Below are 22,235 nucleotides of genomic sequence, written 5' to 3'. Positions count from 1 at the left end.
ATAAAAACGTATGTACATTATCTCATATTCCATGAGAAAAACAAAGCTGTTAATTAAGTAAAAGAGTTATGAATGTTACTATAATGGAGCCTATAACAGGTATTATTATACCGCCTTTATACCATGCATATATAACACAGAAACCTATACCAACCAACGAAGCCTGTGGTAATTCTGGAGTAGCTGAAAATACTCCTGGAATAATTAATGCTCCAAGTGCTGTATACGGTATATACTCTAAAAATTTCTTTAGATTAGGTTTTATTTCATTATCTGACATTATTATAAAAGGTAATAATCTAGGTATGTACGTTACTATCATCATTCCTATAATTAAAATCATTATATTATTCATATTCTTTCACTTCCTGTTCTCTGAATAAATATACTCCTAGTAGTGACACAAGGACAATGGATATAACAATGCTCCATCCTTGAGGAATTATAAGAATATATTTACAAACTGTATTTGTTACACCTGATAAACATGCTAGAATTAATGCTTTGTTTGATTTCTTGACCTCAGGAATTAATATAGCGGCAAACATAGCATATAATGCGACACCCATACTTGCCTTGACTATATCAGGCAAAATACCTCCTACTATATATCCTAAAGCAGCCCCTCCTACCCATGAAAGATATGCTATGAATTCTAAAGACAGCATATACTCTTTAGTCAATGTTCCATGTTTAAAAGAACTTACTGAGAATGTTTCATCTGTTATACCAAATGCAATTAGTGGACTCCATTTCTTCATATCTTTTGTCAATCTTGAAGCTAGAGAAGCACTCATAAGCATATGTCTCATATTCACTAGCAAAGTAGTTACTATGATTTCTCCTATACCAGCACCTACCATTAATAGATTAAGGGCAATGAACTGACTTGCTCCTGCAAATACTAGTACAGAAAATAATATTCCCTCTAATAATGAAATACTGCAGGTTTTTGCTAATATACCAAATGTCATAGCTATAGGTACAAAACCTATTACTATGGGTAAACCATCAATAAATCCATTACTATAACTATATTTTATTCTTTCTCTTTTCATCTATATCACCTGCTCTTATAATATAGTAACTACCAAAATAACTACTATATAATTGATTAGTAATTATTATAGTAGCTACTAATAATTTTGTCAAGAATAATTACTTTTCACATAAAAAAATTAAGGTTTTATGATCTATAGTTATGGAAAATAATATTTCTTGATATTTTATAGTAATTAAGATACTATATTATTAAATAATCAATAACCAAATGTCATTTGTAACTGAATCTATATCTTGAAATTAAGATAAAGGAGTGGTAGTCAATGGATGTCCCTTTCTATTTAGGTATAATCTTTATCATAGTAATATATACGATATTTTTAATCATGGTTTACCGAGAAGTAAAATTAATGCGCAATCTAGGAAAAGTATTAATAAATTTCAAGTGGACTTTTAATTCTAATATAATATATTTATTATTAATTATCGCTTACATCATTATTAATACAGTTTTACGATTGAGTTTTTATGCAATACTATTTATCATACCTTTTATTTTCTATCTTGGAAAATTCGCTAGGAATCAAAAGTTTTATGAATCAGGCATAGAATCATACCACAAGATTTGCAGATGGGACAGAATTATTTCCTATGAATTGATATACTCTTCAGATAATGAGATCGTTGAAGGTGTCATCTTATATATGAGACCGTATAATCCTAATAAAAATGAAGAAATGGCAACCTTCTACTTTCCAGAAGATGAAACAGAAAAAGTAGTTGCTATTATGAAAGAAAATAATATAACTGAATGTATGTCAAATATTGACGATTAAATTTAATGGGGCTGTTGAAAAATCTATTTTCACAGCCCCTGATGCTTCTTCAAAAGAATCTATATCCCATCACTTATCTTTAGGTTCTATAAGACTTTCCATCTATAATATTATTTCTAGTTCATACTAGTTAAGCATGTAACGGCAATAATTGCATGTCTCTTCCTCCTTGTGTGATTTTTTATTTGTCAAAAAGAATAACTCTCTCCTGCCTTTAGCACATAGGTTTTAGCCTTTAACCCTTCTTTAAATACCTCTAATGCATAATCACATGTATCATGTGGTGATAAAAAAACTTTCTTGACTTCACATTCATTAATTGCTTTTATAGTTCTTTGAATATCTTCTCTATTAATACTTTCCCATGGTTTTTTACCTGTTCCAATTATCCTTTGAGCCTGAACGCCAATATAATTTCCTCGTCCCTTCTTAACTGGAAAGTGCAACCCACCTCCTATTGCATATATAGGAATATCTGATATTTTTCTTACCATGTCTATAATTATTTCTATCGTTGGGTGTCCACATCCTGTAAAAATAACTAATCCCTTGTCTTTTATATTAATGACTAAGGCTTGCTCTTGTGTCAAACCATAGAAAAACAAACTCCTAGCCAAAGGTCCTGTTGATACAATTCCTCCACTCAATTCTTGAGGTTTTTTAATATAATTTGATTTCATTGAAATTACATTTCCTTTTTCAGGAACATAGCAAGTTTTTTCTTTCATCTTATTACTCATTGTTTTTGGTAGTTTAATGTATCGCCCTTTTGATGCTTTCATTCCTCCGCAATGATCTGGATGAAAATGAGAAATTGCTAATGCATCAATATCATCAGAATGTATATCTAAGGCTTTTAGATTGTTTTCAAAAACATTTGTACTTGCCCCAAATCCAATATCATATAATAAATTCCCTTTATTGGTAGTAAAAAAATAAGAAACACCAGGTTCACCTTTATAACCTTGTTTTGCATAATATTCAACTATTACCTTAAGTTCTGCATACTCTACTTCTTGTAGCTGTATTTTGGACGCTTCTTTGATTTGTTTTTCATTATACTTAGCAGCTAATTCTTGATTTTGTATAAACTTTTTGTTCTTCATAAATAACATAGGCATTGTAACAGGTGTACTTAAAATAAGTGCAGGCCATAACAACGGATTTATTTTATAGCTCATGTTCATACCTCCATTTCAACTTTCTTTCCTGCATATTTACCAGGTGTTACATGATAGATCGCTTTGATATGATAATTGATGAAGGTAATATCTTTGCAATTTACCCCTCTATTCTCTAAATAGTTTTTATAACTATCCAATGTAACTTCATATCCGTTTAACTGTTCTGTTATCTTAACTCCCTTTATTTGATATCCTTTAATTTTATCCCACATTGTTATTGCAATCTTATGATTTGACAATTTATCAAATTCTTTTAAATCTTTGTCTTTTAAACCTATTATAAGCGTATCTTTTTTCATATTAAAAAACTTAATACTAAACACCTGAAGATAGTTTTCATCTCCTAAAAAAGCTGCAAAACACTTATTGCATGAATTTATATAATCAGCTATCTCTATTTTACTTTTCATCTTTTCCTCCTATATATTCTCAATCCTAAATTTATTCACTTTCATTAGTATGATGCCTTTACAGTTGATTTTGATATTTTTATTAGTTGCATTATTCTTCGCATACTTTTTTGCTCCTCTAACCGCCATTGCGTATAAAAATCCAGAGGTTTTGTAGATACATTTACCTCCCAATTTATAAATCTTCTCATTATCCATAATTGATAACGTTACATATGGATTATTCATTACATTTCTCTTTGTTTTATCCATGAACTGATCACTAATCAAAATTTTATCTATGGCAATCAAATGTTTTGAATGAATAGGTACGATATTTACAATCCCTTCATTTGAAGCTGTTGCTAATACAGTATCTTTTTTAATTTCAAAAATCTCCTTATGCAATTTTAGATTTATATTATTTTCCCATGTCTCAGAATTACCTTTTTTAGTAATTATATCTTTTATAAAAAATACTAATCCTATTAACCCTAAAATAAACATAATTCCATCCTCATACACATGATATTTTGGTATTTGTACAAGTGGCGGAAAGGGTACCGCCCATACCAATAATAAAAAAAATAAAAGTTTGTTATTTCGCCTTTTTGCAGTAATAAAAAGCAATAAAGTATATGCAGTTGTAGGACAAGGAAGTGTTCCTGGCATAATCCAGTAACGCATTTCTTTTCCAAGAATTCCACCAACAAATGGATAAATCATCATCATAATAATACCTATAACAAAGAATGCTCTCTTCCATCCTTTTTTCGGAAACTGAAATTGCAATTTGTTATTCTTGATATCTAGACCAATGAGTAAGGCAATAGATAAGAACAAAATTCCTTGACTTATTCTTAGTGGTAGAGGAAATCCTTCACTTAGAAAAAAGAATCTGATTCCTATAAACACATTTATGGTAAGTAAAGTTGCTTTAATTATGATGTTTGCTTTTTTCCCTTTTTCAAACATCAAATATCCCGTAATACATACCATTACTAGTAAACCAATCCATTGTAACGGAAAAATACTTTCGTTATATGTGGCGATGACTTCCCACCATTCGATTTTAGATAACATAAAATCCTCCTTTTTGTATACCAAGTATACTATGATTTGTTTTTTTGCCGGCTTACTCGCCGGCAAGTAATATTTCGTTCAATTTAGTTAAGAAATCCTCTAATACTTGAAGTTCTTTTTCTTCCATAGCATCCATTACATCATAGATTTTCCCAAAACGCCTTTGTTCAAAGTCTTCATGCATCTTAAATGCTATATTTCCCTTCTTAGTTAAACCAAAGATAACTTCTTTTTTGTTATCAGGCAAATGTGTCTTGTATATCAAATCTTTTGCTAGAAGCTTCTTTGTGAATTTCTGCACTCCTCCTTTTGTTATATCCATAATCCTTGCAATCTCTGTCATGTTAGACCCTGGATTTTTACCTATTGCTACAATAGTATGGATTTCAGAACCATATAATAAATCACCAGTTCCAAAATCTTTAGGAGTTTTTTTAATTTCATCAAAAGATTCCATAGATGAAAAATATAGTTTAATAATATTTTTATAACTCTTCATGTAATCACCTACATTTATAGTATACCAAGTATATAATATTGCCAAGAACTTTTTTCATCGTGTCAATCTACATTTACTTCTATATTTCGATACCTGCTTTGCTTATCAAATATCATAAGCTGCTTCAAAAATTAATTATTGATATATATTTCAACTTAAAAACTCCAAAATTTTATCCAAATGAATAATTTTCTTATTTTTGTAAAGAGTCTAGTTCCACAACGGTTTTCTACATTCTTTTTGAATATTCAATGATATACTTGGTAGTATCGAAATATTCAAACTGGAGGTGATAGAAAAAATAATATTTAAGTCATTTTGGTAAGATATATTTTTACAAATGTAAGAAAAATAATAACCTAGGAGGAAAAAGATGTATAAGAAAATAATTAGTTTAGTATTAGTTGTTAGTATGCTTATGATTTCAACTGTTACAAGTTTTGCAATTGAACCTGATAGAGACGATGAGTTTCTTACTCAACAAAAATCAATTTACATAAATGAAATGAAAGATATTAATACTGAGAATAAGTTTAAGGAAGTAAATGTTTCATTTGATACGAATGTAAATATTAATGGTAAATTAATAATTAACGATACTAAGTATGAATTACAACTTAATGGATTATTCTATCCGTTTAATGAAGGAGTATATAACAAAAATTTAGTTGTAGGTGATTTTTCAAGTTCATCTCCAGATTTTAAAGTTATAAATGTTAAAGTTGATACTTCTGTAAGTGAACCCACATTAATTATTGTTCTTATGGAGACATTAACTAGTAATTATTTTGAACTTAAGAGTAACATTACCAACAAAGAATTTGAAATGATCTATAATCAGTCTGAGACAAACTTAAAAGAAGTTTCTATTTCTGAAAACGATTTAGATAAAAAGTTATTATCATTATATAAATATGATATAGAAGATAATCAGCCTGAAACATTAAACATAGAATATTCTAGCAATACAGTAAGACTTATGTCTGCCCCAAGAATGAGCAGAAGTGATTTAACAGCTTTTCTTACGGCAATGAATAAATATGGTGAAGTTAAGTTATCAGATTATGATATACCTACTTCTCTATTTACTGATACAGGTTGGGATCACTATCACTACACTAATGAAGAAAATAATCCTTTTGCATATTCAGTATATGCAAGTAAAAATGGTAGTGATGAGTATTTGGCTCAAATTACTATGCTTGATACAACAGTTCATGATGAAGATGAAAATGTTAGCGTTCAATTGGAATACTACGATGGGATGGTTATGTCATACAATATCTATACCAAAAAAGCTAAAGTCATTCAATATGGACTCGGTGGAAATGTATCCAATATAAAATTAGCACTATATCTAAAAGCTAGTAATGATAATATATTCACTAGCAGATGCTTAAATGGTAGTCTAAAATCACAATCTTCAGTGAAGGGGTTAATCGGGTTACTACCACACGGTGGAACAGTACTTACTCTTTGGGATTATGCAAATGATGAATGTATTACAAATGCAATAACTCAAGGAAAAAAAGATTTTCCAGACACAATTCAAATGCAAAAGGATAAGTATGGAGACGATAATATTATAAAGGCGATATATGGTGAATCTGGTAAAGCATATATGAGTAGAAAAGATGTTCATTATTTCCAACTTGAAGGAGAAGTTAATAATAGTTCTAATAATGTTGATTGGTCATATAAATATCAGATTTCAAAACATCTATAAATAAATCACATTATTTTTTTTAAAAACAATTTTAATGTAATTAAAAAAAGATGTATCTCCAAAAACAAGCTATCTTTGGGATACATCTTTTTTTATACTTAATGAGAAAATTATACTGATTCTTTAATAAAGTCTTGTACTTTAGTCTATTAACTAAATACATTAGGAAAAAGTGCCAATATCATTAAAACAACACCTACTATAGGCATTACATACCATGATATCTTTTGCATAAAGACATAAAAATCAGATGGTTCTGGATCTCTCACTGATAATATATGCTTCATATTAAAAAAGAATAATGGATAGCTATAGTCAAAAATAGTAATACCAAATAGGAAAAATGCTAGAAGTACTAAATAACCTACACCACGTTTTTGTTCATTGTCACGTAACGAAAACTCTACTACATTGATTAACGATACTTTATAATCAGCATTAAATGGTGATTCATTATTATACGTTACTCTAATCAAACTATTATCAATTGAAATCTCACCATTATTGTCTCGTAAAAAAGGACTGTCTTTTTTATATTCTCCGTTAAACACAACTTTATCATTTTCTTTTATTTCTATGTCTGAGTTGTAGTAAGTTTTTTTATTAAATGCTACTGTATATTCTTTATAGATGTTATTGGGCAAATCAAAAGTTACATTAACATCATTACCTTCTTCAGCTTCTCCATTTACAATTACAAGCATATCACCATATCCATTGTTTCCTTTATAATGATATTCAGAACCTACAACTTCCTTTTTCAAAAAAGCATCTTCAAAATATACTCCACGAGTAAAGAAAATCTTAAAATAAAATATTAGAATAATACTTATCAGTACTAAGATAATTATTTTCTTTTTTTTAGTCCACTTTTTAGTTCCTTCTAGAGCCATATTTTGTCCCCCTATTATACACAGACTATTACTTCTTAGAATTATCACTTACAATACTGTTGATCTCCCCTGCGATATCACATGTATTTGTAATCATCTTTATCAAGAAATTCCTTGTCTGAGTGTTCATTTGCTTATTATTAAACTTCAAATTTTTACTATTAGATATTTCTTCTATTAAGTCATTTAACTTTTCATCTACCTGCTTATCTTGTAAAAATGTTTCAATTGGTACTGGAATATCTGTTCTACCTAACATGTAATCTGTTGATACATTGTAATAATCTGATAATGTTTTAAGTGTATTCATATCTAAATTACGTTTACCCTGCTCATAATAGCCATATGCACTAGTAGTTATATTTAACAACTTAGCTATGTCTTTTTGTTTTAATCCTCTATCTTCCCTTAACTGTCTAAGTCTTTTAACAAACAAACTAATCACACCTTTCATATGAATTTTACAACTTAAAGTTGGAAGTGTAAATAAATCAAGTCATAATGTTGTTTATATTATTGACAAACATCATATTGTTGTATAAAATATATATAGAATTATTAATATTATTTTATTTCATCATATTATTAGATTAGATTTAATAACGAGGTGTAATCATGATACGAATTAATTTAATTAAAAAAAGAGGCGACAAATCACAAAAAAGTGTTGCCGATTCCATAGGGATAACCACTAGCTATTATGGAATGATTGAACTTGGTGTTCGAAATCCCAGCTTAGATGTAGCTATGGATATTGCTAACTATTATAATACTTCCATTGAAGATTTATTCTTTGATAACATTTCTTCAATGAAAACCGGACATGTACATAAATAGAACTTTTCATTTACATAATCATCATGCTTGAAATACATCATATTGATATAAATATCAGGGGGCTTTAGATGTTATTTTTACATTTCGTAATTGGTTTCTTAGTTGGTTCTATGGGTAAATATTTAATACTGGAATGTATTTCGTACCATACTAAAAAGAAGATATGGAGAAAACTAAAGAAAAGTATGGAAATGGAAGATTTTTTTGAAGTAAATCATAAACAATAATTATGCCACTCCAATTATACTTACATATATACTAAAACACACCTCAATACAAATAAACGAGGTGTGTTTTAATAATTAGCTACATGCTATGATTCAATTATTCTCAAATATTGAATATAAATCTTTAAAATTTATGTCTTCTGATTTTATGTATGTATTATCATCTAACTCTATAATACCATTTTCATCAATATTCAATTTAGTCTTTCCATTCTTATTATAGAAAATTATGTTTAAATATGGTAATTTTATAGCTGTATCAGATTTAGTAAATTCTGCTTTATTGAATAACTCCTCTAATTCTGAAATGTCTTCTTTGCTATCAATCTCTGCCATATGACTGCTATAACCATATCCTATACAAACGCTAGTAGAATTATGTATTTTTTCTAGTGGTGAATTCTGTAACTTGAATAAGTATAATACTAATATTACTAATATCAAACATGCAAAAAAGTACGGTACATTCTTCTTCTTCATCTTATCACCATTTACATAATATTTTTATCTTTTGTCATATACCATTATAACACATCTGATACTTTTAGTTTAATAATATTATACTACAATTAATTAATTCAGCTTAAAGATAAATATATCACTACCACCACTAGGAGCTATCTTACCTCCAAGAACATATCCTGAATCGCTTGTTTGATATACATAGGATGGATAATCAACATCAGATATATTATATGTTTGAATCCACTCAGTATTTCCAGAGGAGTTAACTTTAATTAATGCTATATCATATAAAGATTTACTTGCAGCAGAATCATAATAACTAGCTGTTCCAGTTATAGCATAACCACCATCATTAGTCTGGCTTACATAACTAGCATCTTGATAACTATCATATCCATTGACAAAAATATTTTTCTTCCAACTGGAATTGAAAGAAGAATCTAATTTTGCTATAGACATCTTGCAAACATATTCACCATTTTCATATTCTGAATCTCTACCAGACATTATGAAACCTCCATCACTAGTAAGTTCCATATGTTCTACGATACCATTCATAATATCATTATGGATTTTGCTCTGAATCAAATTACCAGTATTACTTATCTTCAATAATTTGGTTTGGTCATTACTTAGTTCTGTACTATGTGTCCTAACGATTATATTACCAGTTGATGGCTCTAACATAGTCTGTAGACCAAACTCATCTCTTGTAGTTGTTGTTAAAGTAGTACCCCATTGTATATTTCCAGTTGAATCTGTTTTAATCAATAATGGTTCATAATGTCCGTCACCATATGATTTGGATGTTCCAATTATAAAATATCCGCCACCAGTTGTTTGGATAACGTCATTACCATTATCAGATTTATCCCCACCAAAAAGTTTAATCCATTCAAAATTTCCAACAGAACTAAATTTTGCAAGGAAAACATCCTCATTTATTTCTCCAGTTACAATATATCCATTATCAGCAGTTTGGCTTAAACCATTTACAGCCCAGCTATTGCCTTGACCATAGACATATGACCATTCAATATTACCAGTTGAATCAATTTTAGTAAGCCATATAAGGCTATCTCCAGTAGTAGCCCCCATCATGAATCCACCATCTGAAGTATTTTCGTAAAGTTTACTATTATTGTAGTCATATCCTTGATAGTTTAATAGATGCTGCCACTCTATAGCTGAAGGTTGTACTGAAGCAGGTTCATTAACTGCTTTATTATTTATTAAATTATTTATTCCATCTTTCACATCTAATTTTACATCTGTCTTCGATAATTCCATAACAGTAGATTTATCAGTTATATTGTCATTCATAACTAGTTTATTTTCAATTACAGATTTTGCAAAAGAACCATTTGTTCCTACTACTAAGCACATAATTAAAGTTAACATTAAAGAAATCGTAAATTTGTTTTTTCTAAACATACTAATCACCTTTCTCCTTTGCTAATTTCAGAATCTATTTGTTTTTGTATGCTGAAAACGGATTAAAATATAATCCGTTAACTCTCCTCCTCATCATTTATTTTTCCAACAAATAGAATCTTCTTAAACATTATATATTTCGCATTATTTTTTGTCAATTAAATAATATCTTGTTATTTATTAATTAATTCTAGATATATTACAATTATTTTCATCTTTTTACATACAACACAAGCAAATTCAAAGGAATTGTAAGTATTAAAGAGGAAAATTATAGGAAAATGTTTTTTAAACCTACACACTATTATTTTTACCATATATATTGTTTTATTTCTAATTGATGATATACTAATCTTAATAATTTTATGTAGATATGAGAAGGGTTGGTTAGATTATGAAAAAGATAGAAACCGTTAATACATATTTCAATGAATATACTATAGATGAATTAACCAAGTTCATCAATGATTTCAAACTAACTCCAAAAGCCTTTGGAAAGCAGACCCCCGAGAATTATGGTATTTGTGATTGGCGTATAATAACTGACATAGAACTTATCTATAATATATCCGGTACCACATATGTAGAATTCAACGACAAGACTTATGTTCTATCTGAAAGCGACTTAATAATAGTTCCATCCTTCACTCCCCACAAGATCTATACAAAAGATGAAGATATCCATACCAATTATTGGCTGCATTTTTCAACTTCTCCTTATTATAAGCAATTTGAATTATTCAACATACTGACCAATGAACAAAATTCAATAATACACATAGGAGACGATTATCTGTTGAGTCTATATGAAAAGCTGTCAACAGAGCTTAGTACCAAGACACCAGGTCATTTTCTAGTCTTCACTAATGTACTTATGGAGATCATCTTATATATAATTAGAACAAACTGTCTAACAACTAAAAAAATATCAGACCTATGTTTGAACAGGTTTGATAGTGACCGATTTCTAATAGAGAAATGTCAATCTTATATCTATAGTAACTTGTCCAAGAAAATTACTATAGATGATTTGTGTACCTTTTTATGCATAAGTGAATCTAAGTTGTACAAATCTTTTTCAAAGCTCATTGGAATAACACCAAACCAATTCATATTGTATTCCAAATTAAAAGAATCTGAAATATTATTGCTCTCTTCCAATCTGTCTATACAAGAAATAGCTTCATCCCTAGGTTTTTCATCACCTTATTACTATAGTAATGTTTTCAAGAAACACTACGGCTTGTCTCCCATCTCTTATAAGCACAAAAACTTAATTAACGGATAAATACAGGATTTCATATCTTTTATACAATCCTCTCTATTCTAAGCTGGTGGAAAATTAGATATCATTGGTATAACAAAAATTATTGGAGGTTATACTATGAATTTTTCTCTCAAACCTGATTTTGAAGAAAGTTATAAGAGATATGAGGCTTTTTTTGAAGGAACAATTGACGATAGACCATTAGTATCTATTATTCTACCAAAAGATAATTGTATTGAATTCCCTAAGAAGAAATATGATTCATATAAAGAGCAATGGCTAGATATAGATTATAGAGCTGAACAGATTGCACACCAATTGAATAATCAAATATATCTAGGTGATGCAATGCCTGTAGCTTTTCCTGATATGGGACCTGAGTTTTTTAGTGCATTATGTGGTTGTGACTATTCATTCTCAGAAACAACAGCTTGGTCGGAACCATGTATCAAAGACTGGGCAGAAGATTACGATACAGCAATATTAGACACATCCCATCCCCTACTAGAAATAGCGCTCAAATTTACTGATAATCTCATTGATCTTGGAAAAGATACATTTATTACAGGATTACCAGATTTTCATCCAGGGGGTGACCATTTATCAGCTTTACGTGACCCAGCAAACTTAGCAATGGATGTTATTGAAAACAAGAATTACATAAAGAAGAAATTATCTGATTCACAAGGAGAATTCTATAAAGTATATGATATGTTCTACAATAAAATCCATGGTGCTTCCAATCCTGCTTCTACTTGGTTACCTCTCATATCAAAAGAAAAATACTATGCTCTGAGTAATGATTTTTCTTGTATGATAAGTACATCTGATTTTGAGGAACTTTTTCTGGATGGTTTAATTGACGAAACTTTGTTTTATGATAAATCCATATATCACTTAGATGGACCTGGTGCCTTAAGGCATTTGGATACTATACTTTCAATGAAAAATCTAAATGCAGTACAATGGGTTCCAGGCGCAGGACATGATAATTTCAAAGATTGGATCGACGTATATAAGAAAATACAAAAAGCTGGAAAAGGCATAGATCTTCATTGTATAGATATCAGTGAAATTGATATGCTTATTGATAATCTTTCACCTGAAGGTATTTTCTTGAGAAATATTACAGGAGTTGACTCACTAGAGACAGCTCGAAAACTTCTAAATAAATTATATACAAAATGGAAATAGCATAGTGGGGTTGGCTTATGAACCAGCCCCACTACTTTTATATACTTTTATACATAAAAACAGTAATTCCCTTTTTATTAGAATGCACATCTGCTTTTTTAATAAATAGCTGTATTAAGAGCAAAGTACATATCTCACCAAGAATAATAGAAATCCAGATTCCAATATTTCCAATCATAGAAGGAAGAGCTAACAAGAAAATAATTGTAAATACCATTCCTCTACTAGCTGATATAATATTAGCAGTCTTGGAATTCTCTGTGGATTGATAGTAAGTGACATTAACTATATTGATTGAAGCAATAATAAAGGAAAAACTATAAATTATTAAAGCATCATAAGTCAATTTTATAAGTTCTGCATTACTATTGAAAACACCAATCACTTTTTGTCCAACCAATAACATGATTGAATAAATAACAATAGATGAAATCAAATTAGTCTTAACACCCATCTTGAATACCTTATTAACTTTTTCCATGTTTCCCTTACCATAATTATAACTTATCAATGGTTGAATCCCTTGTGAGATACCCATGAATAGTGCTAACAGAACAACACTTATATAACCGATGATACTAAAACCTGCAACTCCAATTTCTCCAAGCCTTCTGATTATGACTTGATTAAATGCAAATATACAAACTGCTGGTGATATTTGATTAAGGAATTCTGGTGTTCCTACCTTAAGAATTCGCTTAAGCTCTTCTTTCTTTAGCTTAGGTACATATAATCTAAGCTTACCTTTTTTTCTAATAAAATGTGTCATAAGCAGAAATACGCTGGATAATTGTCCTAATCCTGAAGCTACTGCCGCACCAGCTATCCCTAGACCAAACTTAAATATAAATAAATAATCTAATATTATATTTGTAATAGCGCCTGCTATAAGTGCAATCATAGCTAGATTAGGATTACCATCATTTCTAATAAAAGCACTTAATGCCAGACTTCCAGCAAAACCAAGACCAAACATCATATAATAACGAAGATAATCAGCAGTTCCTTTCACCAATTCATCACTAGCACCTAATAATCTAGCTATTTGTTCTGGAAAAATAACACTGATTATTGATACTACACCTGTTATAGCTACTATAAGAAATAAGCTTTGCAAGAATATATTATTACCTTCTTTATGCTTATTTTCACCAAATTTTATTGACATGACAGCCGCTCCACCCATAGTTACCATCATACTGATTGCAATCATCAAGGTTGTAACTGGTAAAGCAACATTTATTGAAGCTAAAGCATTAGCGCCTACTCCTCTACCAACAAATATTCCATCAACAACAACATACAGGGCTGAAACCATCATACCTATTACTGATGGTATTGCATATTTTGTAAACTCTTTCCATAGTGACTTCATTTTCATCCCTCCTGTGGAAGATTATAAAGTCTATACCATGTATAGAGTCAATAGTTTTTTATAATAAAATTTGTAATTCGTATAACAAATTATCATTTTCCCATTGCCTAAGGGTATTGAATAACTCTGCTTGCATACAGATACCTTTGTAATTGATATTATTATCTTTTATATATGACCGTAATTTATCTATGGCTTCTTCTCTTTCATGATTATAATAAGCTATACATATATATCTTCCTCCCGGTATCTCTTTAACATCTATATTCTTACTATTAATATTATCGTTGTATAAGGTCGTATAGATATTTTGGTAGACCATTTTTCCTTTTTCTATAATTAAGTTCAAGTCAACAAAATACCCAGTCTCTCCTTCAAATAATATATCATTCTCTTCCAATATCTTATCTAGTTTTCTTATCTTTATTTCAATATCACTTTCTTTGTCATCTTTTTTAATTTTCTTTTTTACGATAAATCTTTTATTTATATCTCTATAATATATTTTATTGGTTTCTTTGAGGTCCATAACATATTTTATTTTGCTTTCAATATTACCCATGGCTATATTTATATTTTTTAATCTGTCAATCTCTTTCTCCACTATATCTTGTTGTTTTTGGATAAATGACAGCAAGGTAACAATATCCTTTTTCTGCAAAACATCGCTAAGCTCTTTCAACGGTGCTCCTATATGTTTGGAATACTTGATCAAGTCAATATATATGAACTGATCTATTGTGTAATATCTATATTTACTCTCTGGGTCAACATATGCAGGTTTTAGAAGCCCCATTTTATCATACAACCTTAAAGCTTGAATGGATACATTATTTATCTTGGCTGTTTCTCCTATAGAAAAGTATTTGTCCATGTATGCCTCCTGTACATTATCATGATATTTTTGAAGGTAATATACCTTTATATCTTTTGAATTGTCTTGTAAAATAACTTAAATTTTCAAAACCAACTTCAAAGGCTGTTTCTGTTATTGTACAATCTGATGTTCTTAGTAATTCTTCAGCTTTGTTTATTCTTATCATATTAATATATTCTATTGGACTTAGTCCCGTATATGTTTTGAACAATCTACAAAAATGATATTTACTTACATTTATTACTTGTGCTAGATCTTCAACAGTAATCTTCTGAGTATAATTCATATCAATATAACTCAATACATTCTTTATTCTCTGTGTATTCTTCTTGGTAACCGTAGAAAGGGTTACAGGAATTAATAATTTATTTTCAATATGTAGAGATAAAAATAATAATAAATAAGCTTTTGTAGCTAATTCATATCCAACACTCATACTATTATTTTTATCAATAATTTTTTCAACTATTCCAAGTAGTTCCTTGCTAGGTGTACTTTCTCCATCAATTAGAGAATTTAGATTATACTCATTAAAACATAAGGGATTAATATAATTTTGTTGGGAAATATCTCTACTAGGCAGCTCTAATAAACATGTATTGAATACAATAGCAAAATAAGAACAACCACTCTGATTTTGTGTATATGCCCAGTGCAATTCCCCAGAATTAATAACTATAGCTTGACCTTGGTGTACCTCATAATTAATATCATTAATTCTAAAAGTTGCATTTCCTCTATTTATGTATATGATTTCTAATTCATCATGCCAATGACATGGGAGTATCTGCTGATTACACTCTCCAAAATCCACTTTATAAATTGCAAATGGATATTTATCAGTACCATGTATTATATTCTCTTTCAGATTATGTTTCATCATATTAGACACCTCTATTTTAATATAATACAAAAATATAAAAACATCAACAAAAAAGCAATATTGTGTTATTTGTCAGCAAAATGTTATTAGTATCCTTTTTAATATAGATATATAATTATCTTAATCATAGAATCCATCATTAAAATGTTAATAGTAAGGAGCTTAGAAAATGATAATAACAAGTTATAAGAAGGTTAATGAATATCTCTTACTAAATACTGATTGTGGGAAAATTAGACTTATACCATATTCAGATTCAATTGTCAGAATTACCTATAGTCGAGAAAAGCATTTTTCCCCTAAAGATAGTCTCATGATTATATGGGAAGAAGATACTTGTGCAAACTGGTCATTAAAAGAATCTCATGACAAAATAACATTCATCACAAAAGCTTTACAAATTGATATTAATAAGCATACAGGAGCATTCACCTATTATGACAGCTTAGGGAATCTGCTAACAAAAGAACCTGCTCATGGTGGAAAAAGTTTGGAATCAATTGATGTTGTAAAAACTGTATTTGATGAATCAACACAAATAAGAGCTACACAAAGTGTTGATGGAATCAGATCCAATGCAACTGATTATAAAAAAATAATTGACCGTAAAGCCTATCATACTAAATTAGAATTCATTTGGGAAGATGGAGAAGCTATCTATGGTCTTGGTTCCCACGAAGAAGGAATCATGAACCTGAGAGGTCACCATCAATATTTGTATCAGCAGAATATGAAATCTGTTGTTCCTATGTTAGTTTCTACAAAAGGATATGGCATTCTAGTTGACAGCTACTCATTAATGACATTCCATGATGATATGTATGGTTCTTATATCTGGACAGATGTGGATGATGAAATGGATTATTACTTTATCTATGGTCCTGAATTTGATGAGATCATAAATGGTTACAGAGAATTAACTGGAAATACTCCTATGTTACCTCGTTGGGCATATGGTTATGTTCAATCCAAAGAGAGATATAAAACACAGGAAGAATTGGTCTCAATAGTAAAAGAATACAGAAAGCGTAAAATACCTCTTGATTTGATTGTCCTTGATTGGCGTTCTTGGACTGATGGACAATGGGGGCAAAAATCTTTTGACCCTGAGAGATTTCCTGATCCTACTGAAATGATGAGTCAGCTTCATGATATGAATACAAAACTTATGGTTTCAATATGGCCTATTATGGCATCTGGAAGTAATAATCATTCAGAAATGTCTAGTAAAGGATTTTTACTGGGGAATCAAGCCAATTATAACGCCTTTGACGAAAAAGCACGTAAACTATATTGGAATCAAGCTAATGACGGTATATTTTCACATGGGACAGATGCTTGGTGGTGCGATTGTACTGAGCCTTTTGAAGCTGATTGGAAGGGCGAACTAAAACCCGAACCAGAAGAGCGAATGAATATAAATACCCAGGAAGCTAAAAAATATCTTGACCCAGAATACATAAATGCTTATTCCTTATTACACTGTAAAGGTATATATGAAGGTCAAAGAAACACAACTGACCATAAGAGGGTTGTCAATTTGACACGTTCTGCTTACGCAGGACAACATAGATATGCTGCTATAACATGGTCGGGAGACATAGCTTCAAGTTGGGATACATTAAGGAAACAGATACCAGCAGGTCTTAATTTCTGTGTAACCGGTGAGCCATATTGGACTCTTGACATAGGCGCTTTCTTTGTTGGTGGAAAGAGCAAATGGTGTCGATGGTGCGATGATAAGAATATTCCAGCACCTTGGTTTCTTGCTGGTGAATATGATAATGGATGTAACGATCTTGGATACCGTGAATTATATGTACGCTGGTTTCAATATGGAGCATTCTTACCAATGTTTCGCTCCCATGGAACAGATACACCAAGAGAAATATGGCAGTTCGGAGAACCTGGTTCCATATTTTATGATACTCTAGTCAAATTTGATAATCTTAGATACAGACTTATGCCTTACATATATTCCTTAGCTGGAAAGGTCACATTTGATAACTACACAATAATGAGGTCATTAGCCTTTGATTATAGAGATGATAATAATGTGTATAATATAGCTGACCAATTCATGTTCGGTCCATCTATTATGATTAATCCTATAACTAAGCCTATGTATTATGGAAAAAATTCTAAAAAGTTGTCAGGTATAGAAAAAACTCGTGAGGTCTACCTTCCAAAAGGTTATGATTGGTATGATTTTTGGACTGGAAAACAATATCAAGGTGGACAGATTATAGAATCTAAGGCAACATTAGATATTATGCCTATCTATATACGTGCTGGCTCTATTATACCTATGGGACCTGTTGTTCAATATACAGATGAACAATTAGATGCTCCAATAGAATTAAGGATATATATTGGTTCTGACTCTTGTTTTACTGTTTATGAAGATGAGGGAGATAATTACAACTATGAAAACGGTTCTTATTCACTCATTAATTTAAAATGGTTAGATGATAATAAAACATTAATCATTGGTAACCGTGAAGGCTCCTATAAGGGAATGTCATCATACAGGCAATTTAAAATAGTAATTGTATCAAAAGGTCATGGAACAGGTATTGATAAACAAATAAATACAGACAAAATTATTAATTATGATGGTAATGAAATACAGGTAACTTTCTAAATAAAAAGGGCTGTCGGATAATACATTTTTGTAATGGCATGATTATCCGTAAGCCCCTTACTTGATTTCTAATCCTTTAGAACAATCATCTAGAAAGATTGTTCTGTTCTCTCTATAATCTCATCTTGCAACGCTTTACTAAGATTACAGAAATAATCACTGTAACCTGCAACCCTTACAATAAGATTCTTATAAGCATCTGGATTCTCCTGAGCTTTTAAAAGGGTTTCCTTACTTATAACATTAAATTGAATATGATGACCATCTAGTCTAAAATAAGCCCTTACCAGATGTGCTATATTATCTAACCCCTCTTCTCCTTCAAGAAGGGATGGTGTGAATTTCTGGTTTAATAATGTTCCTCCTGTTATGACATGATCCATTTTAGAAGCTGACTTAATTACCCCAGTAGGACCATTTGTGTCCGCTCCCTTTGATGGTGAAATACCATCTGCAAGAGGTTTATTGGCTAATCTGCCATCAGGTGTAGCTCCCATAACTTCACCGAAATATACATGGCATGTGGTTGGAAGCATATTTATTCTATGAACGCCACCTTTACCGTTAGGTCTGCCTGTAACTTCAGCATAATAAGCATGGAAAACCTCACTCATGATATTATCAGCATAATCATCATCATTACCATATTTAGGTGTCTTATTCTTCACTAAGTTCAATATACCTTCATACCCTGTAAAATTGGCTTTTGTAGCTGCTAAGAGCGCATCCATAGTCAATTTCTTGTAATCAAATACATTGTACTTAATAGAAGATAATATATCTGTGATATTACCGATACCTACTCCTTGAATATATGTGGTATTATATCTTGCACCACCTGAGTTATAATCTTTTCCATTTATTATACAATCATCTATGATAACCGATAAAAACGGTACAGGCATTTTTGTAGCATACAATCTCTCTATTACTCTATTTCCTTTTACCTTTATATCTACAAAATGTTTTAGTTGTTTTTTATAAGCACCCAATAACTCTTCATAGCTTTCAAAATCTGTTGGATCCCCTGTTTCAATACCTAGCTTTTTGCCTGTCATTGGGTCTATACCATTATTCAATGTAATTTCTAATATTTTAGGCAGATTCATGTATCCAGTAAGAATATATGCTTCTTTTCCAAATGCTCCTGTTTCTACACAACCACTAGTACCACCATTTCTTGCATCTTCTACAGTCTTCCCAGCACGCAGCATTTCCTGTATGACTACATCTGTATTAAATAGTGAAGGTTGCCCCCAACCCTTTCTAACTATTTTTAGAGCTCTTTTAAGAAATCTTTGTGGTGTTTTCTTACTTATTTGCACATTGGAACTTGGTTGTAATAATTTCATTTCATCTATGACATCAAGTAATATGTAACTTACTTCATTGACACCATCTGAACCATCTTCTCTTAATCCTCCACAATTGATGTTAGCAAAGTCTGTATACGTTCCACTTTCTTTTAATGTAATACCAACCTTGGGTGGAGCTGGTTGATTATTGAACTTTACCCAAAAACATTGTAAGAGTTCTTCCGCTTTTTCACGGCTCAAATTTCCTTCTTCAATCTCTTTCTTATAAAACGGATAAAGATGTTGGTCCAGTCTACCAGGGTTAAAAGCATCCCAAGGATTGAGCTCGGAAATAACACACAGATGTACGAACCAATACATTTGCAGAGCTTCTTCAAAGCTTCTTGGTGCATATGCAGGAACATGATTACATGTATGAGCGATATGCAGCAGTTCCTCTTTTCTCACAGGGTCATCTTCTTTATCAGCCAACTCTTTGGCTAATTCACCATAGCGTTTACCCAAAATCATGATAGCATCACAAGCAAGGCTCATACCCATAAGTTGATTTTTCTTATCTAGAGCCTCATCATCATTATAAAAGTCCAGTTTACTTATTGAATCTTCTATCTCTTTCTTGAAATCCATAAAACCTTTTTTATAGATTTTACCATCAGCAACTGTATGTCCTGGTCCTCTTTGTTCCATAAACTCTGTGAAAATTCCTGCTTCATAGCATTCTTTCCACTCTTGTGTCATGTTGTTTATGATGTGATGGCGCATAGACCTTTTTTCCCAGTAAGGAATAATAGTTTCCTGCTGTATCCTCCTAGACTCTTCTGATGTTTTGAATGTGATTTTTTCTCGATCATTCATAACCTGAAAATCTTCCACAGTATGACAACATAGTTCTGGATATGTTGGTGTTCCAGCAGGTTTTTCCCCTCTTTCTCCAACAATAAGTTCTCCGTCATTGATACAAAGTTTTTTATGAGTCATTAATTCTTTCAATACCATACCTCTTAGAACTGGTATTGATACACTTCCTTCATACTCTTTATAAACCGCATCAACTATTTCTGCCCTTTCCATTGAGATATAAGGTATTGCATTTACGCTTTGCTCTCTAAGTTTTCTTACTCGTTCTGTTATCATAATATTTACCCTCCTATCTTAACCTTTATACCAGCTTTATCAAATTTCATTGCTATATCATTCATTCTAGTATCTGAAGGTCTTTCCATCCCTGTTAATCTATATTGTAATCCAAGGTTTTTATATTTATCCATACCCATTTTATGATAAGGGAGCAGATTAACTTGTAGAATACGAAGACCTGATAAGAAATGAATGGAAGCACTAATCTGTTCATCATCATCATTGATGCCTTTGATAATGGGCATCCTGACAAATATGTCTGCACCTGCATCAGATAATCTTCGTAAATTATCAAGTATCTCTTCATTATATATACCAACGTACTTCTTATGTCTCTGATTATCAATTAATTTGAGGTCATATAAAAACAAATCAACTTTGTCTAATATTTTACTGAAATCCTCCCATTTACCGTAGCCGCTTGTGTCTACAGCTGTATGTATATCCTTCTCCTTGCAAGCTCGTAACATTTTATCAAGAAAATCTGATTGAACCATTGGTTCTCCTCCTGAGAACGTAACACCTCCACCAGATTCTTCATAAAAAACATGATCCTTTTCAATTTCTTTCATGAGGTCTCTGACAGTTATATCCCTACCCACATATTCTAGGGCATTATTAGGACAAAAATCTGTGCACTTACCACACAAATCACATCTTTCCTTATCAATGATTACCTGTAAATCTTGTATTATAATAGCTTCCTTGGAACATGTTTCCTCACAAATTCCACAAGCAGAACATCTATCTTTGAAATAAATTATTTCATGTTTATACTTTTGACTCTCTGGATTATGGCACCACCAGCATCTTAATGGACATCCTTTTAGAAATACTGTTGTTCTAATTCCTGGACCATCATGAACAGAGTATTTTTGAATATTCATTATAGTACCTGTCATTAAATCACTTCCTTATAACAAGAATCAGACTATACTATTCCTATTTATATATATGCCATTATATC

22 protein-coding genes are annotated in these 22,235 nt (G+C 30.7%); 7 read left to right on the top strand and 15 right to left on the bottom strand.

The genetic code is table 11. The features are described 5' to 3' along the window. Positions 1-49: 49 nt before the first annotated feature. On the bottom strand, positions 50-355 hold the full coding sequence (locus HYG85_RS21615) for an AzlD domain-containing protein (RefSeq protein ID WP_212691413.1): 306 nt from the start codon (positions 353-355) through the stop codon (positions 50-52). Further along, complete coding sequence (locus HYG85_RS21610) at positions 348-1,058, bottom strand: AzlC family ABC transporter permease (RefSeq protein ID WP_212691412.1); 711 nt, start codon at positions 1,056-1,058, stop codon at positions 348-350. The genes HYG85_RS21615 and HYG85_RS21610 overlap by 8 nt, the downstream gene beginning before the upstream one ends. A gap of 354 nt (positions 1,059-1,412) precedes the next feature. On the opposite strand from HYG85_RS21610, the gene HYG85_RS21605 reads away from it, so the two are divergent. After that, positions 1,413-1,838 (top strand): hypothetical protein, encoded by a 426-nt coding sequence (locus HYG85_RS21605; RefSeq protein ID WP_212691411.1) that lies wholly within the window; start codon positions 1,413-1,415, stop codon positions 1,836-1,838. A gap of 188 nt (positions 1,839-2,026) precedes the next feature. On the opposite strand, the gene HYG85_RS21600 is transcribed toward HYG85_RS21605, so the two are convergent. Genes HYG85_RS21600 through HYG85_RS21585 form a run of 4 tightly spaced genes read right to left on the bottom strand, consistent with a single transcriptional unit; the run spans position 2,027 to position 4,993 of the window. Next, positions 2,027-3,019, bottom strand: coding sequence for an MBL fold metallo-hydrolase (locus HYG85_RS21600; protein WP_212691410.1), 993 nt, complete (start codon positions 3,017-3,019; stop codon positions 2,027-2,029). Between the two features lie 2 nt (positions 3,020-3,021). Continuing rightward, on the bottom strand, positions 3,022-3,432 hold the full coding sequence (locus HYG85_RS21595) for a hypothetical protein (protein WP_212691409.1): 411 nt from the start codon (positions 3,430-3,432) through the stop codon (positions 3,022-3,024). A 9-nt stretch (positions 3,433-3,441) separates the two neighbouring features. Then, positions 3,442-4,494, bottom strand: a complete 1,053-nt coding sequence (locus HYG85_RS21590) for a DUF6064 family protein (RefSeq protein ID WP_212691408.1) — start codon at positions 4,492-4,494, stop codon at positions 3,442-3,444. A gap of 52 nt (positions 4,495-4,546) precedes the next feature. After that, positions 4,547-4,993: a MarR family winged helix-turn-helix transcriptional regulator gene (locus tag HYG85_RS21585; RefSeq protein WP_113675319.1), complete on the bottom strand. Its 447-nt coding sequence runs from the start codon at positions 4,991-4,993 to the stop codon at positions 4,547-4,549. A gap of 373 nt (positions 4,994-5,366) precedes the next feature. On the opposite strand from HYG85_RS21585, the gene HYG85_RS21580 reads away from it, so the two are divergent. Further along, positions 5,367-6,719, top strand: coding sequence for a hypothetical protein (locus HYG85_RS21580; protein ID WP_212691407.1), 1,353 nt, complete (start codon positions 5,367-5,369; stop codon positions 6,717-6,719). Positions 6,720-6,868: 149 nt separating this feature from the next. Here the strand turns inward: HYG85_RS21580 and HYG85_RS21575 are convergent, their stop codons facing one another. Both HYG85_RS21575 and HYG85_RS21570 read right to left on the bottom strand, forming a co-directional pair. Next, positions 6,869-7,612: a hypothetical protein gene (locus tag HYG85_RS21575; protein ID WP_212691406.1), complete on the bottom strand. Its 744-nt coding sequence runs from the start codon at positions 7,610-7,612 to the stop codon at positions 6,869-6,871. A gap of 28 nt (positions 7,613-7,640) precedes the next feature. Further along, on the bottom strand, positions 7,641-8,048 hold the full coding sequence (locus HYG85_RS21570) for a helix-turn-helix domain-containing protein (RefSeq protein WP_244971239.1): 408 nt from the start codon (positions 8,046-8,048) through the stop codon (positions 7,641-7,643). A 179-nt stretch (positions 8,049-8,227) separates the two neighbouring features. Here HYG85_RS21570 and HYG85_RS21565 point away from each other — a divergent pair, with 179 nt between their 5' ends. Together HYG85_RS21565 and HYG85_RS21560 are read left to right on the top strand one after the other, a co-directional pair. Next, positions 8,228-8,449: a helix-turn-helix transcriptional regulator gene (locus HYG85_RS21565; RefSeq protein ID WP_212691404.1), complete on the top strand. Its 222-nt coding sequence runs from the start codon at positions 8,228-8,230 to the stop codon at positions 8,447-8,449. Between the two features lie 68 nt (positions 8,450-8,517). Further along, positions 8,518-8,676 (top strand): hypothetical protein, encoded by a 159-nt coding sequence (locus HYG85_RS21560; RefSeq protein ID WP_193774722.1) that lies wholly within the window; start codon positions 8,518-8,520, stop codon positions 8,674-8,676. A gap of 93 nt (positions 8,677-8,769) precedes the next feature. Here the strand turns inward: HYG85_RS21560 and HYG85_RS21555 are convergent, their stop codons facing one another. Further along, positions 8,770-9,156, bottom strand: a complete 387-nt coding sequence (locus HYG85_RS21555) for a hypothetical protein (RefSeq protein WP_212691403.1) — start codon at positions 9,154-9,156, stop codon at positions 8,770-8,772. 93 nt (positions 9,157-9,249) lie between these two features. Continuing rightward, a complete protein-coding gene (locus tag HYG85_RS21550; RefSeq protein WP_212691402.1) occupies positions 9,250-10,575 on the bottom strand; it encodes a hypothetical protein in 1,326 nt (441 codons plus the stop codon). A gap of 394 nt (positions 10,576-10,969) precedes the next feature. Between HYG85_RS21550 and HYG85_RS21545 the strand changes: the two genes are divergently transcribed. Both HYG85_RS21545 and HYG85_RS21540 read left to right on the top strand, forming a co-directional pair. Continuing rightward, on the top strand, positions 10,970-11,863 hold the full coding sequence (locus HYG85_RS21545; RefSeq protein ID WP_212691401.1) for an AraC family transcriptional regulator: 894 nt from the start codon (positions 10,970-10,972) through the stop codon (positions 11,861-11,863). Positions 11,864-11,959: 96 nt separating this feature from the next. Then, positions 11,960-13,036, top strand: a complete 1,077-nt coding sequence (locus HYG85_RS21540) for a hypothetical protein (protein WP_212691400.1) — start codon at positions 11,960-11,962, stop codon at positions 13,034-13,036. Between the two features lie 37 nt (positions 13,037-13,073). Here the strand turns inward: HYG85_RS21540 and HYG85_RS21535 are convergent, their stop codons facing one another. From HYG85_RS21535 to HYG85_RS21525, 3 genes are read right to left on the bottom strand one after another with little or no spacing between them, the layout of a single operon-like run. Continuing rightward, complete coding sequence (locus HYG85_RS21535; RefSeq protein WP_212691399.1) at positions 13,074-14,411, bottom strand: MATE family efflux transporter; 1,338 nt, start codon at positions 14,409-14,411, stop codon at positions 13,074-13,076. 58 nt (positions 14,412-14,469) lie between these two features. After that, positions 14,470-15,285, bottom strand: a complete 816-nt coding sequence (locus HYG85_RS21530; RefSeq protein WP_212691398.1) for a MerR family transcriptional regulator — start codon at positions 15,283-15,285, stop codon at positions 14,470-14,472. 19 nt (positions 15,286-15,304) lie between these two features. Then, entirely contained in the window at positions 15,305-16,171 is an 867-nt protein-coding gene (locus HYG85_RS21525; RefSeq protein ID WP_212691397.1) for an AraC family transcriptional regulator, read from the bottom strand. Positions 16,172-16,340: 169 nt separating this feature from the next. Here HYG85_RS21525 and HYG85_RS21520 point away from each other — a divergent pair, with 169 nt between their 5' ends. After that, positions 16,341-18,815, top strand: a complete 2,475-nt coding sequence (locus tag HYG85_RS21520; RefSeq protein ID WP_212691396.1) for a glycoside hydrolase family 31 protein — start codon at positions 16,341-16,343, stop codon at positions 18,813-18,815. Between the two features lie 89 nt (positions 18,816-18,904). On the opposite strand, the gene hypD is transcribed toward HYG85_RS21520, so the two are convergent. Both hypD and HYG85_RS21510 read right to left on the bottom strand, forming a co-directional pair. Beyond that, entirely contained in the window at positions 18,905-21,265 is a 2,361-nt protein-coding gene (gene hypD / locus HYG85_RS21515) for a trans-4-hydroxy-L-proline dehydratase (RefSeq protein ID WP_212691395.1), read from the bottom strand. A gap of 5 nt (positions 21,266-21,270) precedes the next feature. Next, positions 21,271-22,170, bottom strand: coding sequence for a trans-4-hydroxy-L-proline dehydratase activase (locus HYG85_RS21510; RefSeq protein ID WP_212691394.1), 900 nt, complete (start codon positions 22,168-22,170; stop codon positions 21,271-21,273). Between the last annotated feature and the right edge of the window lie 65 nt (positions 22,171-22,235).

This window comes from Vallitalea guaymasensis, from assembly GCF_018141425.1.
Taxonomy (GTDB): domain Bacteria; phylum Bacillota; class Clostridia; order Lachnospirales; family Vallitaleaceae; genus Vallitalea; species Vallitalea guaymasensis.
Note: the sequence above shows the minus strand (reverse complement) of the source record. Positions and strands in the feature narration are given on the sequence as shown.

Excerpts from the sequence above, each read along its gene's own strand:
- HYG85_RS21615 (WP_212691413.1), bottom strand. The coding sequence starts at position 355 with ATGAATAATATAATGATTTTAATTATAGGAATGATGATAGTAACGTAC.
- HYG85_RS21610 (WP_212691412.1), bottom strand. The coding sequence starts at position 1,058 with ATGAAAAGAGAAAGAATAAAATATAGTTATAGTAATGGATTTATTGAT.
- HYG85_RS21605 (WP_212691411.1), top strand. The coding sequence starts at position 1,413 with ATGCGCAATCTAGGAAAAGTATTAATAAATTTCAAGTGGACTTTTAAT.
- HYG85_RS21600 (WP_212691410.1), bottom strand. The coding sequence starts at position 3,019 with ATGAGCTATAAAATAAATCCGTTGTTATGGCCTGCACTTATTTTAAGT.
- HYG85_RS21595 (WP_212691409.1), bottom strand. The coding sequence starts at position 3,432 with ATGAAAAGTAAAATAGAGATAGCTGATTATATAAATTCATGCAATAAG.
- HYG85_RS21590 (WP_212691408.1), bottom strand. The coding sequence starts at position 4,494 with ATGTTATCTAAAATCGAATGGTGGGAAGTCATCGCCACATATAACGAA.
- HYG85_RS21585 (WP_113675319.1), bottom strand. The coding sequence starts at position 4,993 with ATGAAGAGTTATAAAAATATTATTAAACTATATTTTTCATCTATGGAA.
- HYG85_RS21580 (WP_212691407.1), top strand. The coding sequence starts at position 5,367 with ATGTATAAGAAAATAATTAGTTTAGTATTAGTTGTTAGTATGCTTATG.
- HYG85_RS21575 (WP_212691406.1), bottom strand. The coding sequence starts at position 7,612 with ATGGCTCTAGAAGGAACTAAAAAGTGGACTAAAAAAAAGAAAATAATT.
- HYG85_RS21565 (WP_212691404.1), top strand. The coding sequence starts at position 8,228 with ATGATACGAATTAATTTAATTAAAAAAAGAGGCGACAAATCACAAAAA.
- HYG85_RS21560 (WP_193774722.1), top strand. The coding sequence starts at position 8,518 with ATGTTATTTTTACATTTCGTAATTGGTTTCTTAGTTGGTTCTATGGGT.
- HYG85_RS21555 (WP_212691403.1), bottom strand. The coding sequence starts at position 9,156 with ATGAAGAAGAAGAATGTACCGTACTTTTTTGCATGTTTGATATTAGTA.
- HYG85_RS21550 (WP_212691402.1), bottom strand. The coding sequence starts at position 10,575 with ATGTTTAGAAAAAACAAATTTACGATTTCTTTAATGTTAACTTTAATT.
- HYG85_RS21545 (WP_212691401.1), top strand. The coding sequence starts at position 10,970 with ATGAAAAAGATAGAAACCGTTAATACATATTTCAATGAATATACTATA.
- HYG85_RS21540 (WP_212691400.1), top strand. The coding sequence starts at position 11,960 with ATGAATTTTTCTCTCAAACCTGATTTTGAAGAAAGTTATAAGAGATAT.
- HYG85_RS21535 (WP_212691399.1), bottom strand. The coding sequence starts at position 14,411 with ATGAAGTCACTATGGAAAGAGTTTACAAAATATGCAATACCATCAGTA.
- HYG85_RS21530 (WP_212691398.1), bottom strand. The coding sequence starts at position 15,285 with ATGGACAAATACTTTTCTATAGGAGAAACAGCCAAGATAAATAATGTA.
- HYG85_RS21525 (WP_212691397.1), bottom strand. The coding sequence starts at position 16,171 with ATGATGAAACATAATCTGAAAGAGAATATAATACATGGTACTGATAAA.
- HYG85_RS21520 (WP_212691396.1), top strand. The coding sequence starts at position 16,341 with ATGATAATAACAAGTTATAAGAAGGTTAATGAATATCTCTTACTAAAT.
- hypD (WP_212691395.1), bottom strand. The coding sequence starts at position 21,265 with ATGATAACAGAACGAGTAAGAAAACTTAGAGAGCAAAGCGTAAATGCA.
- HYG85_RS21510 (WP_212691394.1), bottom strand. The coding sequence starts at position 22,170 with ATGACAGGTACTATAATGAATATTCAAAAATACTCTGTTCATGATGGT.